17 protein-coding genes and 1 pseudogene are annotated in these 15,825 nt (G+C 46.3%); 11 read left to right on the forward strand and 7 right to left on the reverse strand.

What is annotated here, in order from left to right; all coding sequences use genetic code 11:
• Positions 1-235: 235 nt before the first annotated feature.
• The 4 genes from ACOJS8_RS08600 to ACOJS8_RS08615 all read left to right on the forward strand — a co-directional run bounded on the left by ACOJS8_RS08600 (position 236) and on the right by ACOJS8_RS08615 (position 4,080).
• A complete protein-coding gene (locus tag ACOJS8_RS08600; RefSeq protein WP_420148127.1) occupies positions 236-1,672 on the forward strand; it encodes a prolyl oligopeptidase family serine peptidase in 1,437 nt (478 codons plus the stop codon).
• Positions 1,673-1,760: 88 nt separating this feature from the next.
• Positions 1,761-3,686, forward strand: a complete 1,926-nt coding sequence (locus tag ACOJS8_RS08605) for a glycoside hydrolase family 97 catalytic domain-containing protein (protein ID WP_420148146.1) — start codon at positions 1,761-1,763, stop codon at positions 3,684-3,686.
• Positions 3,687-3,766: 80 nt separating this feature from the next.
• Positions 3,767-3,913: a hypothetical protein gene (locus ACOJS8_RS08610; protein ID WP_420148128.1), complete on the forward strand. Its 147-nt coding sequence runs from the start codon at positions 3,767-3,769 to the stop codon at positions 3,911-3,913.
• A 20-nt stretch (positions 3,914-3,933) separates the two neighbouring features.
• The gene (locus ACOJS8_RS08615) at positions 3,934-4,080 is read left to right on the forward strand and encodes a hypothetical protein (protein WP_420148129.1); all 147 of its coding nucleotides are present in this window, start codon (positions 3,934-3,936) and stop codon (positions 4,078-4,080) included.
• A gap of 65 nt (positions 4,081-4,145) precedes the next feature.
• Here the strand turns inward: ACOJS8_RS08615 and glmS are convergent, their stop codons facing one another.
• Positions 4,146-5,999: a glutamine--fructose-6-phosphate transaminase (isomerizing) gene (gene glmS, locus ACOJS8_RS08620; protein ID WP_420148130.1), complete on the reverse strand. Its 1,854-nt coding sequence runs from the start codon at positions 5,997-5,999 to the stop codon at positions 4,146-4,148.
• Between the two features lie 117 nt (positions 6,000-6,116).
• Positions 6,117-6,923 (reverse strand): glycogen/starch synthase, encoded by an 807-nt coding sequence (locus tag ACOJS8_RS08625; RefSeq protein WP_420148131.1) that lies wholly within the window; start codon positions 6,921-6,923, stop codon positions 6,117-6,119.
• Positions 6,924-7,059: 136 nt separating this feature from the next.
• Here ACOJS8_RS08625 and panC point away from each other — a divergent pair, with 136 nt between their 5' ends.
• The 3 genes from panC to ACOJS8_RS08640 are packed head-to-tail and all read left to right on the forward strand — an operon-like array spanning position 7,060 to position 8,497.
• Positions 7,060-7,899 carry a pantoate--beta-alanine ligase gene (gene panC, locus ACOJS8_RS08630; RefSeq protein WP_420148132.1) on the forward strand — a complete coding sequence of 280 codons (840 nt, stop codon included), beginning with the start codon at positions 7,060-7,062 and terminating at the stop codon, positions 7,897-7,899.
• Between the two features lie 26 nt (positions 7,900-7,925).
• On the forward strand, positions 7,926-8,147 hold the full coding sequence (locus ACOJS8_RS08635) for a DUF433 domain-containing protein (RefSeq protein WP_420148133.1): 222 nt from the start codon (positions 7,926-7,928) through the stop codon (positions 8,145-8,147).
• The gene (locus ACOJS8_RS08640; RefSeq protein WP_420148134.1) at positions 8,144-8,497 is read left to right on the forward strand and encodes a DUF5615 family PIN-like protein; all 354 of its coding nucleotides are present in this window, start codon (positions 8,144-8,146) and stop codon (positions 8,495-8,497) included. The genes ACOJS8_RS08635 and ACOJS8_RS08640 overlap by 4 nt, the downstream gene beginning before the upstream one ends.
• Before the next feature lie 72 nt (positions 8,498-8,569).
• Here the strand turns inward: ACOJS8_RS08640 and ACOJS8_RS08645 are convergent, their stop codons facing one another.
• Positions 8,570-9,997, reverse strand: coding sequence for an insulinase family protein (locus ACOJS8_RS08645; RefSeq protein WP_420148135.1), 1,428 nt, complete (start codon positions 9,995-9,997; stop codon positions 8,570-8,572).
• Positions 9,998-10,054: 57 nt separating this feature from the next.
• Positions 10,055-10,648, reverse strand: a complete 594-nt coding sequence (locus ACOJS8_RS08650) for a M15 family metallopeptidase (protein WP_420148136.1) — start codon at positions 10,646-10,648, stop codon at positions 10,055-10,057.
• Between the two features lie 177 nt (positions 10,649-10,825).
• Here ACOJS8_RS08650 and ACOJS8_RS08655 point away from each other — a divergent pair, with 177 nt between their 5' ends.
• Positions 10,826-12,061 carry a nucleoside recognition domain-containing protein gene (locus ACOJS8_RS08655; protein ID WP_420148137.1) on the forward strand — a complete coding sequence of 412 codons (1,236 nt, stop codon included), beginning with the start codon at positions 10,826-10,828 and terminating at the stop codon, positions 12,059-12,061.
• 59 nt (positions 12,062-12,120) lie between these two features.
• The gene (locus tag ACOJS8_RS08660; RefSeq protein ID WP_420148138.1) at positions 12,121-12,294 is read left to right on the forward strand and encodes a hypothetical protein; all 174 of its coding nucleotides are present in this window, start codon (positions 12,121-12,123) and stop codon (positions 12,292-12,294) included.
• A gap of 2 nt (positions 12,295-12,296) precedes the next feature.
• Here the strand turns inward: ACOJS8_RS08660 and ACOJS8_RS08665 are convergent, their stop codons facing one another.
• Entirely contained in the window at positions 12,297-12,989 is a 693-nt protein-coding gene (locus ACOJS8_RS08665) for a DUF1345 domain-containing protein (RefSeq protein ID WP_420148139.1), read from the reverse strand.
• A 41-nt stretch (positions 12,990-13,030) separates the two neighbouring features.
• On the opposite strand from ACOJS8_RS08665, the gene ACOJS8_RS08670 reads away from it, so the two are divergent.
• The gene (locus tag ACOJS8_RS08670; protein ID WP_420148140.1) at positions 13,031-13,315 is read left to right on the forward strand and encodes a hypothetical protein; all 285 of its coding nucleotides are present in this window, start codon (positions 13,031-13,033) and stop codon (positions 13,313-13,315) included.
• A gap of 17 nt (positions 13,316-13,332) precedes the next feature.
• A complete protein-coding gene (locus ACOJS8_RS08675) occupies positions 13,333-14,160 on the forward strand; it encodes a hypothetical protein (RefSeq protein WP_420148141.1) in 828 nt (275 codons plus the stop codon).
• 601 nt (positions 14,161-14,761) lie between these two features.
• Here ACOJS8_RS08675 and ACOJS8_RS08680 read toward each other — a convergent pair.
• Both ACOJS8_RS08680 and ACOJS8_RS08685 read right to left on the reverse strand, forming a co-directional pair.
• Positions 14,762-15,175, reverse strand: coding sequence for a hypothetical protein (locus ACOJS8_RS08680; RefSeq protein ID WP_420148142.1), 414 nt, complete (start codon positions 15,173-15,175; stop codon positions 14,762-14,764).
• 170 nt (positions 15,176-15,345) lie between these two features.
• Positions 15,346-15,825, reverse strand: a pseudogene (locus ACOJS8_RS08685) (3-hydroxyacyl-CoA dehydrogenase); the annotation flags it as partial.

The following is a 15,825-nucleotide window of genomic DNA, read 5'->3' on the forward strand; positions in this document are numbered from 1 at the left end:
TTTAGGTCGGCTCATCAATAATGAATATTTCGGAGCAACTCAAAGAAGTTGTCGGGTTGGTAGGGATAAAAAGCTTTCATCCGCTGAACGTGTTCGGGATTTAGGATAAAACCCGGTACATTAAACACAACGGACGCGGCAACTGCGCAGGCATTTTAGCTAATTCTTAGACTAGTAAATCTCACTCTGGCAAGTCTTTAATTCCCATCCCGGATTATGTTCGGCTAATGACTTTATGACGAAAGAGTTCTACCAAAATCTTTGCATTAGCTTAGGGCTAACTCTGATAGCTGGCTTATTCCAAAGCTGGCTCCATTTTCGGCTTGGCATTGATCTGTATGCACTGGCGTCATTTCCTGGCTGGTTTTTAGCGACCAACTTCATCGCTCTGACTACGGCTATCCTGCTGTTGATGTATTATCGTTCTCGGAACTATCAGGCTACCTTTTGGACAGGATTAGTGGCTTCTTGCATCACCGTTGCTACGCTGCTTTACCTGGTGCTGGCAAGGCTGTATCCGCTTCTTGGCCAATACCCGCAAGTAGTGCTGTTTCTTGGTATTATCACCTATCTGACTTATGCACTTAGTCTTTGTTTTTCTAAAGCTAGCCATAAGCCCTGGCTGAAACGTACCGGTTTTGTCGTAGCGCTACTTTATCTGGCTCAACTGGTGAGCGTGATTTGGTTTGTGGACGCACCCCCTTATCCACCGAACGCTAAACTGGATTTGATCCGGCAGTGGCTATCGCTATTTGAAAAAATCGTTCCTATCCTTCTTCTGTTCAATTTTGTTGATGAACTTCGTCGAGCTGATAGTCGCGAAGCCGTGTCGCCTTCCCTTAACCGATGGGTTATCGCCAGGGGAACTCTGGCTATTCTCACGATTTGTGTCTTTGTGGTAGCTATCCAGCTTATAGGAGAAAGCTACCACCAGACCCATATTTCAGTTCGGGAAGCTACGTTGGCCCAGCCATTTGACGAAGGGCGATTTATTGGCACTCAGGGTGATACTTTATTGTATCGACTCCTGAAACCCTTTCCGTACGATCCCGAAAAGCGTTACCCACTCGTCGTTGGACTGCCCTATAGCTGCTGGTCAGACAACACCCGACAGATTGACGCCTGTCCAATGGCGAAATGGTTGGCCACTGATGAAAACAGACGAAAATATCCTGCTTTTGTGCTGGTGCCCCGATGCCCACCCCACTCAGGCTGGGGCGGGGTAGCGAACACGCCTTCCATCGCCCCCTTAGCGACTGAGGCTATTCTTGCTCTGGACAAAGCATTTCCCATCGATCCAAAAAGGCGTTATATAACGGGCGTATCTCGTGGTGGTTATGGCTCCTGGTATCTTATTGGACAACACCCTGAGTTGTTCGCAGCTGCTATTCCTGTCTGCGGGGAAGGGAATCCCCGTCAGGCTCAACGGATGAAATCCGTTTCGGTTTGGGCATTTCATGGAGCCAAAGACAGGAATGTGCCCGTCAGTGGCTCCCGCGACATGATTCGAGCGTTGAAAAAAGTGGGCGGTGCTCCCCGCTATACAGAATATCCCTTTGCCGCTCATAGCATTTGGGAGGAAGTAATTAAGACACCAGGATTGTTAGACTGGCTCTTTGCTCAGAAGCAAGCGAATCAGCCAAAAGCCGCTATGAACGAAAGCGTTTTATAAAGCGCCCTCTCTAATGAAGATGCGTACCTTAAAAATTATGTTTTACATGGACCGCTCCACATCGGCCCGAAGAACCCCAGTTAGTAGTATGAGAAATGGATTGATTGACAAAACCCTTCCCTTTTTAATCGGCGCAATTTTTCTTTTCAGCAGTTTTAAAGCAGTAAGCCAATCAATGGGCCTAAGCTCAAAGCTTGGAGCCAATAAAATTACCGTGTCTTTGAGTAAAAACGGAGAACTACACTACAACGTAACACGCGGCAATAAACGTATCATTGCCGATTCTCCGCTTGGCCTTGTCTGTGATGATCAGGATTTTACGTCTGGGCTGTCTCTCGTTAATGTGTCTCCTATTGAAATGAGAAGGGAGAACTACGAATTGAAGGTAAGCAATGTCAAGACGATAAACCATGTTCTTGAAAGCAGGAGCATAACCTTTAAAAATAAGTCGGGAGCCCTGATGATTATAGATTTGGTTACCGGAAATGAAGGCGTTGCGTTCCGCTACCGGTTTCCGGATCAGACGAATAAGCCACGGGTGATCAAACAGGAGATCACAGGATTTCAGATTGAAAAAAATGCCAGGGGCTGGTTGCAGCCGTATAATAAAGCGGGGAAGGTCACTCCGGGCTATGAAGATTTTTACTTCAACATACATCCCGGCGATTCAATCAGCAACCCTCGTAATCCGTCGGTGGGATGGTGTATGCCTGCCCTTTTTCAGGTAAATGATGGCAAGAGCTGGTTGTTACTGGCCGAGTCTGCAACAGATGGCGCGTTTACAGGTTGTCATTTGCAACCCGATTCCAGGGGCGGATTGTATAAAATTGCCTTTGCTGAAAAGGACGAAAAATATACGTTACCCTTAAGCGAGAACAATCATCCAACATCCACGCTTCCCTGGACGATGCCCTGGCGGGTGATCATCGTTGGGGACCAGGCCGGGGACATCCTGCTGTCAAGCCTGATTACCGATTTAGCGCCTGCCTCTAAACTGGACGATACGTCCTGGATCGAAGGGGGCAAAGCCACCTGGTCCTGGTGGTCTCATCCCGAGGATCATTCTCCTGATAGGTATAACCAGTTTACGGATCTGGCCAACTCATTGGGTTTCGGCTATACGTTGTTCGATGCCGGTTGGGAGAAAGCCGACAAAGAAGGGGGTATTATCGCAAAAGCGGCTGCCAGGGGAGTCAAACCTATGGTGTGGGGTTATTCGGCTGGGTATTTCGACGCAGAAAAAAGAAGAAAGCGATTTAAAGAATTGGCGGCTATGGGCGTTAAAGGGGTCAAAATCGATTTTTGGTGCTCAGATCGGCAGGAGGTGATGGCCTGCTTACCTACCCTTTTCGAAGATGCCGCCAGGGAGCATTTACTGATCAACCTTCACGGCACTACTGTACCAAGAGGCTGGCACCGAACCTGGCCAAATTTCATGACAGCCGAAGCAGTTCTGGGAACCGAGCATTATTTCTATGAAGCCAGATATCCTGACCTGGCCGCCGAGCAGAACACGGTGTTACCCTTTACCAGAAATGTAGCCGGCCCTACTGACTATACTCCGTTTGCCCTGACCATCCGAAAATATCCCCGATTGAACACGGCGGTTCATGAACTGGCTACGGCCATGGTCTATACGTCGGGAATTATCCATTTTGCGGATTCAAAAGAAATGTTTGATTCCCTGCCTGTAGCGGTTCGACAGTTATTGAAAGACATGCCTGCCAGTTGGGATAATACGGAAAGTATTGTGGCTGAACCAGGAAAACAGATCATACTCGCTCGCCAGAAGGGGCGTCTTTCTTACATTGTGGGTATAAATGGTACGAATAACGTAGTACCGGTCAAGTTAAATCTGGCTAAGTATGCCAAGGGTTTTTCTAAATTTAAAGTAATTACGGAAGGCGCGGATTCATTGATGAACTTTAAAACGGAAACCTATCTAATTACGTCTACTTGGCAACATTCTTTTGCGCCCAAAGGAGGATTTATTATCCAGTTTACTAATGAATAAGGCCCATCGAGTTTTATAATTAGTCTGTGTTGTGTAGTTGTTTTAAAATTTGCCAGCTGACGTTTCTATAAATGAGGTCAATGGCTTATGGACTACTCTACTACGTAATGGAAGTGCCTGGCATCTCAAAAATTGAGGGAGAAATATCAGATCGTGAGTCCGTTCAGTCATCGATCTGGAAGCAACGGATGGATGCCATAGTCATTTCTTTCGCCCGTCTGCCATAGCAACGTACCTGGCAGACGGAATGCAGAAAGGACCAGTTGATCCGTCAAGTCATCTACAGCTTGATAAGGAAGATCAGTTTTTAGCTTGGTTGCGGGAGATTGTCTTCAATCACCCAACCGACGATCAGGTTGATGTCGACTGGTTAGGTGAGCAGGATGGTGCGTAACACACGTAGTAAAAAAGCGCGATAAAGTTGCCTTTACCGCGCTTTCACTTTTCGCTATTTGCTACTTATTCTACCGTTACTGACTTCGCCAGATTCCTGGGTTGATCGACGTTACGTCCGCGCATCACGGCAATGTCATATGCAAGCAATTGCAGAGGAACAACTGATACCAATGGCATCAATACGTCATGCACTTTTGGAATCTCAATAGTAAAATCAACCATGCCGGGCAAATGTGTATCGCCTTCGGTTGTGATGGCAATAACCCGACCTTTACGGGCTTTCACTTCCTGAATATTCGAAACGACTTTTTCGTACGAGCTGTCTTTCGTGGCAATCACCACTACCGGCATATCTTCGTCAATCAGCGCGATGGGCCCGTGCTTCATTTCGGCAGCAGGATACCCTTCGGCATGTATGTAACTGATTTCTTTAAGTTTAAGCGCCCCTTCGAGCGCAACGGGAAAGTTCAGACCGCGACCCAAATAGATGAAGTTGCGGGCGTAGGTGAAGATGTAAGCTATTTCCTTAATCTTATCGGCAGCTTGTAACACCTTCTCAACTTTCGTCGGAATGCTCTCCATCTCGGCCAGTAATTGCCGAAATAACGAATCCGAAATCGTGCCTTTCCGTTTTGCAGCGGCCAAGGCCATAAGTGTCAATACAGTTACCTGGGCAGTAAAGGCTTTGGTGCTGGCTACGCCGATTTCTGGCCCTGCGTGGGTATACGCACCGGCGTCGCTTGCCCGCGCAATGGATGAACCAACTACGTTACAAACCCCGAAAATGGTAGCCCCTTTCGATTTCGCCAGTTCAATAGCCGCCAACGTATCGGCTGTTTCGCCCGATTGCGAGATGGCAATCACAATATCGCCTTCTTTAATAATTGGGTTCCGGTAGCGGAACTCCGACGCGTACTCAACCTCAACCGGGATTCGAGCCAGTTCCTCAAAAACATATTCAGCCACCAGACCCGCGTGCCACGACGTACCACAACCTACAATCACGATACGTTTCGACTTAGCCAGCTTATCCAGGTAATCGCGCAAACCGCCGAGCTGTAACGTACCCGGATCGGCCTGAACCCGGCCCCGCATCGAATCGGCAATGGAGCGTGGCTGTTCGAAGATTTCCTTGAGCATAAAATGGTCGAAACCACCTTTTTCGATAGCTTCCAGTTCCAGCTCAATCTTATGGACGTAAGGCGTAGTTGTCGTGTTGTCGAGCGTAACAACTTTTAACGTACCGTCCTTAATCACCGCAATTTCATAATCGTTCAGGTAGATGACGTCTTTGGTATATTCCACAATCGGCGTAGCGTCGGAGGCCAGGAAGAACTCATTCTCCCCCACACCAATCACCAGCGGTGAGCCTTTCCGGGCGGCAATAAGTTGCGTTGGGTCAGCTTCGTTCATGATTACAATCGCATAAGCTCCCACAACTTCCTGTAGAGCCAGCCGTACGGCATCCTCTAACGTACCCGCATCCGATGCCCCGGCCTGATTTTCCCAAATGTCTTCAATAAATTGCCCCAGCACTTCCGTGTCGGTTTCGCTCGTAAACGTGTGCCCTTTTTTCAGAAGGGTCTGTTTGATGGCCGAATAATTTTCGATAATGCCGTTATGAATGATGGCCAGCTTTCGGTGAAACGAGTAATGAGGATGGGCGTTTACGTCGTTAGGTTCGCCATGCGTGGCCCAGCGCGTGTGTCCCATGCCAATAGTCGCATGAGTTTCTTTATCTGCCAGTTCCTGCTCTAAAGCCGCTACTTTCCCTTTTTTTTTGTAAACGCTCAAACCTTGCCCGTTCATCAGGGCAACGCCAGCACTATCATAACCCCGATATTCAAGCCGTTTTAATCCTTTTATGACTAGTGGACACGCTTCCCGGTGGCCAACGTAGGCTACAATTCCACACATAATCCTGATTAATAATTGGTTGTACGTACTGCTTTCCGAAGTAAAGTAAACGCAAAAAGCCGGACATTCCGGCTTTTTGTTGTGTCGATTTATGAACGTCTTAACGTAAACGTTACGTTATCCGGCCAATTGTGTATAAAGATTATAATAGCGATCCGTTACGTCCTCATCTTCCGTTGCCTCAAATTTGTGCTCAGGCAGATCGTTCAAAATAGCGTTGAGACTTTCGCTCGAATCCTCGTCGCCCCGAACAACGGCATCCGCATACGCAGAACCAATTCGGATGAATCCCTGAAAATCAGCTGTTTTTAACTCAGTAAGCATTTCATCGTCGATATCCATCATACGAGCTTTTTCGATAATATCGCCCTCAAAACGATGCTCGAATGAGTTGTTATAAACGGTGAAAACCGACTTTGTATCCTTAAACATAGGATCGTTTTTGTAAGTCGTTTTCAGGTACAATGGAATCAGAGCCGTCATCCAGTCGTTGCAGTGAACGATATCGGGAGCCCATCCCAGCTTCTTAACGGTTTCTAAAACCCCTTTGCAGAAGAAAATAGCCCGTTCATCATTATCGGCGTAAAAACGGTTTTCTTTGTCATGAAAGACGTACTTGCGTTGAAAATAGTCCTCATTATCAATGAAATAAACCTGCAGTTTCGCCGTTGGAATCGACGCTACCTTGATAATCAGCGGCTTCTCATCGTCGCCTACGGCAATATTGATACCCGATAACCTTACTACTTCGTGCAACCGGTTTTTGCGTTCATTAATCAGTCCAAAACGCGGCACCAGAATTCGGATTTCCATCCCCCGCTCCTGCATGGCCTGTGGCAGCTTGCGGACGAAGTCAGCAACATCAGACGTTTTTAAAAAAGGATTGATCTCGCTGGCTACGTAAAGGATTCGTAATTTGCTCATAAGTAAGGGAACGTGTGTTGTCTGATTGAACCAAAAAACTTGCAAAATTAAGCAAATTTTTCTCAGATTTCAATACATTTTGCCCGAAAAAAGATACTCAGCGCGTATCATTGTAGCCAGAAAAAAATGAAGTAGTATGCATCGATTTGACACAGTTACGAGCCTTCGCCAGCATCTGAATTCACTACGCTCAACCCAAAAAGTCGGCCTTGTTCCGACGATGGGTGCGCTGCACGAAGGCCACATTACGCTCATCGAAAAAGCACGGCAGGAGAACGATCTTGTAGTGAGCAGTGTGTTCGTGAATCCGGTTCAATTTAATAATCCAGACGATCTGGCCCGATATCCCCGGACACTGGAAGAGGATAGCAGGAAACTTGAAGCTGCTGGCTGTGATGTATTGTTTGCTCCTTCTGTAGAAGAAATGTACCCCGCACCGCCTGCGCTACGTCTGAATTTTGGAGAACTGGAAACGGTAATGGAAGGCGCATTTCGACCGGGCCATTTCAACGGCGTCGGGATTGTGGTTGCTAAACTGTTCAACATCGTGCAACCGGATCGAGCTTACTTTGGGCAGAAAGATTTGCAACAGGTTGCCGTGATACGTCGATTGATTCGAGACCTGAGCTTTCCTGTCGAACTGATACGTTGCCCAACCGTACGGGAGGACGACGGATTAGCCATGTCGTCACGAAACCGAAACCTGACGACAGATGAGCGGAGACAGGCCACTACGTTGTTTCAGGCGCTCACTCTGGGCCGCGAGCTATTAGCTGAAGGGTACGACGTAGCACAGGTAAAAGCGGCTATGGCGGGTTTCTTTGCCGATAAGCCCGCGTTTCGATTGGAATATGTCGAGATTGTCAACGCTGATACGCTCCAGACTGCCAGTGAAGTGCTTGCACCAGGTCAGACTGCCATTTGTCTGGCGGCTCATCTAGGCAACGTCAGGCTGATTGATAATCTGGTGTTTTGATTAATTTTGATAAAATGTCAAGCAGTATGCAATCTCGAATCACTATAGATCCAGCTATTTGCCACGGCAAGCCAACAATTCGTGGGTCTAGGCTCCTGGTTACAACAATTTTGGAATTGCTGTCGGGCGGGGCTACCTGGGATGAACTCCTGGCTGACTATCCAGGTCTTGAAGCAGAAGATATTAAAGCCAGTCTTGATTATGCAGTTCAACTGGCCCATTTTAGATCGCTTCCCCTAGCTGCATGAAATTTTTAGTTGACGAACAACTACCTCATTTATTGTCAGAGTGGTTGCAATCTAAAGGTTATGATGCGCTACATGCTTCGGCATTACTCACAAACACACGTATTGCGGATGAATACATTTGTGAACGTAGTATGAGCGAAGAGCGAATTGTTATCACCAAAGATGTTGATTTTCTGAATACGTATCTGGTGAAGCGACAACCTTATAAACTCGTTTATATAACCACAGGTAATTTGCGTAACCGGCTATTACTGGATTTATTTAGAGTATCGCTCCACCAACTGATTCAGGAACTGGAATCCGCCAACGTAATCGAATTAAATCAGCAGTATATGAAAGTCTGGTTTTGATCTAGCTGGCAGCTCATCTAGGCAACGTCAGGCTGATTGATAATCTGGTGTTTAGAACCCGCGGTAAGTTTGTCATTTGTTTGGGGGGACGGGTAAGAATGTCAATGTGATTATATCTTTTGTTCGAGCATAGCACCGGGCTATTTTCTGTAGTGCTCCTGGATTAATATATTCCAGACGTTGCGCAACCGAATTATAAACTTTAACGGGCCAGTCAGGTCTAAAGCTACTACTCCAGAGTAGTAAATTCCAGCTATAACTATTGTTAAGAAAAATAGCGTTGTTTTTTTGAGTTATTTGCTTGAATTCGGCGAGATCAGCCTCTGGAATCGGTTGGTGAAACAATCGGCTCATTTCGGTACGTACTAAGTCGGTAACTGCGCTGATGCGAGCTGGCGAACAATGAATTTGTATATGAACCCCTGTGCGTCGGTTTCGATTTCGAGTCCCGTTTAATAAGCCACCTGACTGTTTCGCAACCAGAAATTGCTCGTTAGCAAGTGCTGTACGGCCGACTTGTCGGTTGAGTCTCTTCTTGAGGAGGTTTACGTAAGCATTGATTAACGCAGTATGATCAGCGTCTACCTGTCTGAATTTACCGATAAATACCAAATCAACGACTGCCTCGGTTAAATTAGAAAGATAAATAACTTTCTGCAGACGAGGATTTGGGAAGCTTCCTTCATCCTCCTCCTTTTGGCGATATCGGCGCTTTGTGGTTGGGAGGCTACCTATGTATTTTTCCAGCAAAGGAATCATCGCATCTAATGAGTACGTACCAACAACTGTGAACGTTACGTCAACGTTATTGGCAAAACGCTCTTTGAAAAGCTGGAACGCGTGAACTGGATTTACACGAAGCAAATCATTGGCCGTAAGTTCGTAATCATCCCGGTATAATACCTTTCGCAAACTATCGGATAGGATATGATTTAGCGATACGTCAGACTGTGGTTGTTGGTAAATACGAATTAGTTCGTCTAAGGCTCGGCGCAATGCTGAAGAATCTAAAAGGGGCTGCGTGTAAAAGGTATAAACCAGCTGCAAAGCCGCTTCAACATGGCGGTTATAAGTACGCATATTGATGCCCTGAGACACACTACTACCCGTCGCTTCAAAATGAGTATTGTTCTTTTTCAGGAATTGATTAAGTTGTTCTCGGTTAAGATTGGCAACCCCTGTGTTACGAATTAGATGACCAGCTATTCGTGCACTTACGTTATCAATACGCGTGTACTGCTTTTTCTGATTTAAACTTTCCGCCTTGATATAAATCGCTGAGTCTCCTGTATTGTCTTTCTCACCAGCAATTGGCTTTAGCGCGATCTTAATGCCATTTGACAGCGTTAAATATGTTATTCCAAACTCTGCCTGATAGAAACGGCTTTGAACAACTGACCCTTTTAGTGTAGAGACATCTAAACGGATAGAATCGGACTGAGCCAGTGTGCAGGTTGAGAAAAGAAATAAGGTAGCAGTAAGGCTTACTAAATACCGCATAGTATTTGCTGCAATTGAGCAGGATGCGTTGTTACTATTTCACTGTCTAAATACGTATTAATCCACAATTCGAAAGGCCATTTTCGCTTTGGCGCGGGAGAGGGCGTTAAAATGCCACCACTCAAATTCAATTGGACTGAAGCCACCCTGCCGCATGGCGGTTCGTAAAATTTTCCGGTTGTCGATTTGCTGTTGGGTTAATTTACCGGCTTTCAGCAGTCGGTCCTCCTGTGATGGATACGCCAACTCGCCAAAGTAATCGTACTTCGTACCCATGTCGAGTGGTTTACCCTCTTTTGTCGCAACGGTTAAATCCACTGCGCAACCGTAACTATGAATGGAGCCTTTTCGTGGGTCTGCTACGTATTTCTGACGCTCGTTTTCCGACATGTTGGGCAGGGCGTTCCAGAGTTTCCATTGGGCGGCCTGCGGCCGGGCGGCATCGTACACCAGCAGCCGAAGGTTGGGGTGGTGTGCCTGCAGATACTTACTGGCGGCTGCCAGTTTTTTAGCGGCCATTGGTTGCATATACGCCCGCGTCAGATCGTCGTACACATCTTTGCCAATAAAATTATCGGTTGTCGAGTATTTCAGCTCAACCAGAATACTGGGGTCTATTTTCTGTACGTCGACGAGCCCTTGTTTGATCATGGCCGCTTCTGACGATTGTGCTTTAAGGATTGGGACACAGAGATACACGGAGAAAACACAGAGATACACAAAGAGCTTTCTCCGCGTGTCTTTGTGCGTCTTTGTGCATCTCTGTGACCTAGCTTTTTTTGTAATCATGTCGTAAATAAAACGAAAACTTGTTACGTTCGCCTTACTATGGCACTAAACTATATCTGGGTTGCTTTTTTTGTTATTGCGTTTCTGGTGGCGCTCGCCAAACTGATTTTTCTGGGTGATACCGAAATTTTTAAAGTTGTTGTTGAAGGGCTTTTCGAATCGTCGAAAGTTGCCGTAATGGACATCGCGTTGCCGCTGGCAGGCGTAATGACTTTCTTTCTGGGTCTGCTGAACGTGGGTGAAAAAGCGGGAGCCATTAACCTCATAGCCCGTATTATTGGTCCGTTTTTCAATAAACTGTTTCCGGAAGTACCGAGAAATCATCCGGCCAATGGGCAGATGATTATGAACTTTTCGGCGAATATGCTCGGCCTCGACAATGCTGCTACGCCGTTCGGATTGCGGGCAATGGCCAGTTTGCAGGAGCTTAATTCAAACAAAGAGTCGGCGTCGAACGCGCAGATTATGTTTCTGGTGTTACACACATCGGGCCTGCAGATTATTCCGCTTAGTATTATGGCGCAGCGAGCGATTCTGGGCGCAAAAGACCCGTCGGATGTTTTCATTCCCTGCGTCATCGGAACCTACGTAACAACCGTAGTAGCCTTAATTGCCGTAGCCATCAAACAACGTATCAACCTGATTAATCCAACCGTTTTAGGCTGGCTTGGCGGTATCACTACGTTGCTTGGTTTGGCGCTGTGGTATCTGTCGGGTAAGTCGAAAGAGGAAATCGAGATTATCTCGAAAGTAACGGGCAATCTGATCCTGCTGACCATTGTCGTGGCGTTTCTGCTGGGCGCACTACGTCGGAACGTACCGATCTTCGAAACGTTCATCGAAGGGGCAAAAGGAGGCTTCGAGACAACCGTAAAAATTATACCCTATCTGGTTGGAATGCTGGTGGCGATTGGCGCGTTCCGGAATGCCGGTGCGATGGATTACCTTGTCGACGGATTGAAATACCTGTTTGCGCAGACGGGTATGAACACCGATTTTACCGATGCATTGCCCGTAGCTCTGATGAAACCGCTGAGCGGGGCCGGAGCGCGGGCCCTGATGATCGACGCCATGAAACAGTTTGGTCCAGATTCGTTCGTTGGGCGCCTGGTGTGCATCTTTCAGGGATCGGCCGACACTACGTTCTATATTGTGGCGCTATACTTCGGTTCGGTCGGTATTCGCAATTCGCGTTACGCCATTCCGTACGGTTTGTTCGCTGATTTTGTCGGTGTAGTTGCCGGAATTGCACTGGGTTATTTCTTTTTTCACTGACCAAAAACCCGCAAATCGTTGTTATCAGGGTAACGACGTAATACAACCAATTTATCGGAATGAATATTAATCAGGTTCGTGAACAACTGCATCAGCTAATTGAGGAGATCGATGATATTTACGTATTAAATGGCCTCTATCGGAATTTACTCGCCGATAAAAACCAGCGGGAAGAATATGAACGTGAACAGCTGGAGAAAGCGAAGAAAAAAGGACGTAGTACCAGTCGATAAGCTTACAGTAAGCTCGATAGCCCGCTGATTGTGAGGGCAACAATTATGGCGTTGAATGCAAATGAGAGGACTCCGTGCATCAACGCTATCCGGCGTATCGATTTCGACCCTATCGTTACGTCGGAAACCTGACTGGTCATGCCAATCACAAAGGAAAAGTAAGCAAAATCCAGGTAATCCGGTTCGGGCTCGTTCGGGAAATCAAGTCCGCCAGGACGCTTTTTCTGTTTAGGGTCATCACCATAGAAGTAGTGTGCGTAACGTAGCGTAAAAACGGTGTGCACTAAAAACCAGGAGCTTATAACGGCCAGTCCAGCTACCAGAATCTTTAGCTGATGGTTCGGGTCCTGCTTATTTGTTGATCCAAGTAAATAGATCACCGCAACAATGCTGGCCATAGCCGCTGCTACAACAACCAGCAAAATCAGCAATCGACTCGAATCTTCCATCCGAGAGAGAGTAGGCAGGTCGCGGGGGTGAGCAACGAAAATGGTTATCCAGGCCAGAATTAGTACGCTCAGAGCAAACGAAATCCAGACAATAGTGAGATGGATAGGGCTTGAACGCGAATAGGGAACTATAAAAAAGGTTAGCGCAGCAACAGCGAGCGAAATCAATAGCCGATGGTTCGAATCGAAGTGGCTGATTTTGTGAAGCAACGTAGCAAACATAGTCTTCCGGGGAACGTACCGCATAATAGCAATAACTTTACGATTTCAACGACAACCTGAGGCAAATGTCCAGACATCCCCAACAGCATATTGTCCAGATCAGTACGCCCAAAAACAAAGCCGTTCTCTCTAAATCGCAGAAAGAATTCAATCGACTGATCCAGAAAATTGAAACCCTAACCGACGAATTAGCCGAACTGCGCAACGTAGCTCAGAAAATCCAGCTACGTATTCAGACGGATTACCGGCCACTGGTAGAACAGCATGCACAGCTTCGGGCCGATATGGTACGGGTGTTCGACCGGGCTTACGAGCGTAGTGAACTAGCAAAAATTGAAAAGAAAAATTGAGTCATCTGATTCAGGAAATGACTTTTGAGCTGATCGATACACATGGATTAACCGATCTGAAAGTTATTTATGACAAGTACGATGCGAATGGTTTCGACAACACCAGTGCCGAATCGGATGAGCTAACTGCCGACCTGATGAAAGAAATGATGGAGACTATGTTCGGCGTTCATTTCGACGACAACGCAGATATTCGTGATCCACAACAGATCAACGCTTCCGTTCAGGAGCAGATAGCGCAGCGTGAAGCCGAACAACGGCGACAGGCCGACGATAGGAAATTCAGAAAGCCCAAAACGGAAAAGCAGCAGGCGCTGGAAGCCAAAAAGCTAGCCGAGGAACGTAGCGTCACAAAGGCTGTGCGTACGTTGTATATGGATCTGGTGAAGACGTTTCACCCGGATCGGGAACCGGAAGAATCCGAAAAGCAGCGCAAAACGGAAATCATGCACCGCGTAACGGAGGCTTATGAGAAGAGTGATTTATTGACCTTGCTACGTCTGCAACTCGAATTTGAACGTATCGACAAGGCACATCTCGAAAACCTGGCCGACGAACAGCTTAGGTATTACAACAAAATACTGAAACAACAGACCGACGAGCTGGATAACGAACTTGCTACAGTACAAAACGAATTGTCGGAAATGATGGGTAAATCGGTCTATCTGATCAGTTCGCCGATGGCGTTGGAATTCAGCCTTAACAGCGACATTGCTCAGATGAAGCGCGAGATCAAACAGCTTAAATCTGACCTCAAAGCTTTCTCCGACGCCAACCTACTGAAAAAATGGTTAAAGACGTATCGTATTGAAAATGCGGATAACCTATCGTTTTTCGGTTTTTAAGGTAGTCTAAAATTCAGGTCATTCGTCTACAACTGGCTAAAAACATCGATGGTACTACAGATGCTTTTTAACCAGTCGGAACCTGTCTTTACACGTTCGTCGCTTCCTTATTTGGTGTTCAGTGTTATCTTATGAAGAATTAATGTGCTGAAAATCAAAAAAATTACATTATAGAAACTCTTTTATAACGAATCTTATATAAAGAAACTAAAACCAGAAAGTGGCTATCCACCCGTTGGTTTAAGGACATAAAAAATATATCTTGAGTAAATTTATTGATTACGCACATAGTCAATCTGATAGTCAGAAGGCAGTTTCGCTACGACTACAAAATTACTACGTCCATCAATGGGTGAGGAGCGATCACCTGTTTCTGGTCGTAAGCCAAATAACTTCTATCTAGGGTACGAAGAACCAACCCTGTCGTTTGATCAGCCCCTTTCTGGCAGTCAGGTTCTTGACAAGCCCACAAGCTAATGAGTGAAAGCAAATATAGATTTTTCACAACTGTATTGATTTCTATAAATGCAAGAAGGTTGGGAGTGCTTCAAAAGTTATATAAGCAGCAATATATCGATCTGATACGAAAAGGCCTGTTTTCTTATTTCTCTTCAGCCAAAAGTTTGAGCCCCGTATCCCGGTCTAAGGAATAATGACGATAAGTACCCATGCCCGAAAAATAACCGTTCAGCCAAAAATCTTCTTCCGAACAGGCACTTAGCGTAGCTGTAGCCAATCCTGCATGACTGCTGATGATACGACGAAAGTAATAAGTCTCACCAGGTTTGAGAGGGATATAAATCGTTTTGTTTTTGAAGATCTTAAGCCCTAAACTATCCAGCGTCGTTTCTACTAAAGTGCATCTGTTAATTTTAATAGGATTGCCAGAATTGGATACCGTTGAAAGCTCAGTGGCAGGGTCGCAATAGAAGTACAGTTTGGTTACAGTTTTTTTCTGACCAAAAGCTGTGCTTATCAAAAGCAGGTTAATTAAAATCAGAAATGAGGTTTTCATATAGTCGATTTATATAATCACGTATATGCTGAGTAACCTCTAAAAATACAAGAAAAAATATATAGTTTTCTATTTGGTCAGTGTATATATTCAAAGATCTATCTTTCGTAGCAGGAGGTTTGAGCAGAAAGCGTGTCTGGCTATATGCATATAGCCAGACACTAGCAGACTTAATTCCGCAATGCTTTGCCCCCTGTCAGCAGGCTCTGGATACGTTCCAGAGTTTTCTTTTCGCCGGTGAGCGACAGAAACGCTTCCCGTTCCAGATCGAGCAGGTACTGTTCCGATACGTTTTGCGGGCTGCTCAAATCGCCACCGCAAATAACGTAAGCCAGTTTGTCGGCAATTTTTGCGTCATGATCCGAAATGTAGTTGCCCATGCGCATGGCCGTTATACCCGCCTTGAAAAGCGCAATTCCCGTTTTGCCCTGCACCTTGATGTCAGTGCGGGGTTTGGGTTGCGTATAGCCATTTTCGGCCAGATCAATCGCAGCTTGCTTGGCTTCGGTGAGTAAGCGGCTCCGGTTCAGCACGATCTGATCGGTAGGGCGGAGGTAATTCATCTCACGGGCTTCCTGCGCCGAAGTCGACACTTTGGCTGTGGCGATGTTCATGAACATACTTTGCAGAATATTCAGTTCTGGATCGCC

The sequence above is a fragment of the Spirosoma sp. genome, from assembly GCF_048594605.1.
Taxonomy (GTDB): domain Bacteria; phylum Bacteroidota; class Bacteroidia; order Cytophagales; family Spirosomataceae; genus Spirosoma.

What these genes read in the sequence shown, in the direction of transcription:
- ACOJS8_RS08600 (WP_420148127.1), top strand. Translation starts at nt 236, where the DNA reads ATGACGAAAGAGTTCTACCAAAATCTTTGCATTAGCTTAGGGCTAACT.
- ACOJS8_RS08605 (WP_420148146.1), top strand. Translation starts at nt 1,761, where the DNA reads ATGAGAAATGGATTGATTGACAAAACCCTTCCCTTTTTAATCGGCGCA.
- ACOJS8_RS08610 (WP_420148128.1), top strand. Translation starts at nt 3,767, where the DNA reads ATGGCTTATGGACTACTCTACTACGTAATGGAAGTGCCTGGCATCTCA.
- ACOJS8_RS08615 (WP_420148129.1), top strand. Translation starts at nt 3,934, where the DNA reads ATGCAGAAAGGACCAGTTGATCCGTCAAGTCATCTACAGCTTGATAAG.
- glmS (WP_420148130.1), bottom strand. Translation starts at nt 5,999, where the DNA reads ATGTGTGGAATTGTAGCCTACGTTGGCCACCGGGAAGCGTGTCCACTA.
- ACOJS8_RS08625 (WP_420148131.1), bottom strand. Translation starts at nt 6,923, where the DNA reads ATGAGCAAATTACGAATCCTTTACGTAGCCAGCGAGATCAATCCTTTT.
- panC (WP_420148132.1), top strand. Translation starts at nt 7,060, where the DNA reads ATGCATCGATTTGACACAGTTACGAGCCTTCGCCAGCATCTGAATTCA.
- ACOJS8_RS08635 (WP_420148133.1), top strand. Translation starts at nt 7,926, where the DNA reads ATGCAATCTCGAATCACTATAGATCCAGCTATTTGCCACGGCAAGCCA.
- ACOJS8_RS08640 (WP_420148134.1), top strand. Translation starts at nt 8,144, where the DNA reads ATGAAATTTTTAGTTGACGAACAACTACCTCATTTATTGTCAGAGTGG.
- ACOJS8_RS08645 (WP_420148135.1), bottom strand. Translation starts at nt 9,997, where the DNA reads ATGCGGTATTTAGTAAGCCTTACTGCTACCTTATTTCTTTTCTCAACC.
- ACOJS8_RS08650 (WP_420148136.1), bottom strand. Translation starts at nt 10,648, where the DNA reads ATGATCAAACAAGGGCTCGTCGACGTACAGAAAATAGACCCCAGTATT.
- ACOJS8_RS08655 (WP_420148137.1), top strand. Translation starts at nt 10,826, where the DNA reads ATGGCACTAAACTATATCTGGGTTGCTTTTTTTGTTATTGCGTTTCTG.
- ACOJS8_RS08660 (WP_420148138.1), top strand. Translation starts at nt 12,121, where the DNA reads ATGAATATTAATCAGGTTCGTGAACAACTGCATCAGCTAATTGAGGAG.
- ACOJS8_RS08665 (WP_420148139.1), bottom strand. Translation starts at nt 12,989, where the DNA reads ATGCGGTACGTTCCCCGGAAGACTATGTTTGCTACGTTGCTTCACAAA.
- ACOJS8_RS08670 (WP_420148140.1), top strand. Translation starts at nt 13,031, where the DNA reads ATGTCCAGACATCCCCAACAGCATATTGTCCAGATCAGTACGCCCAAA.
- ACOJS8_RS08675 (WP_420148141.1), top strand. Translation starts at nt 13,333, where the DNA reads ATGACTTTTGAGCTGATCGATACACATGGATTAACCGATCTGAAAGTT.
- ACOJS8_RS08680 (WP_420148142.1), bottom strand. Translation starts at nt 15,175, where the DNA reads ATGAAAACCTCATTTCTGATTTTAATTAACCTGCTTTTGATAAGCACA.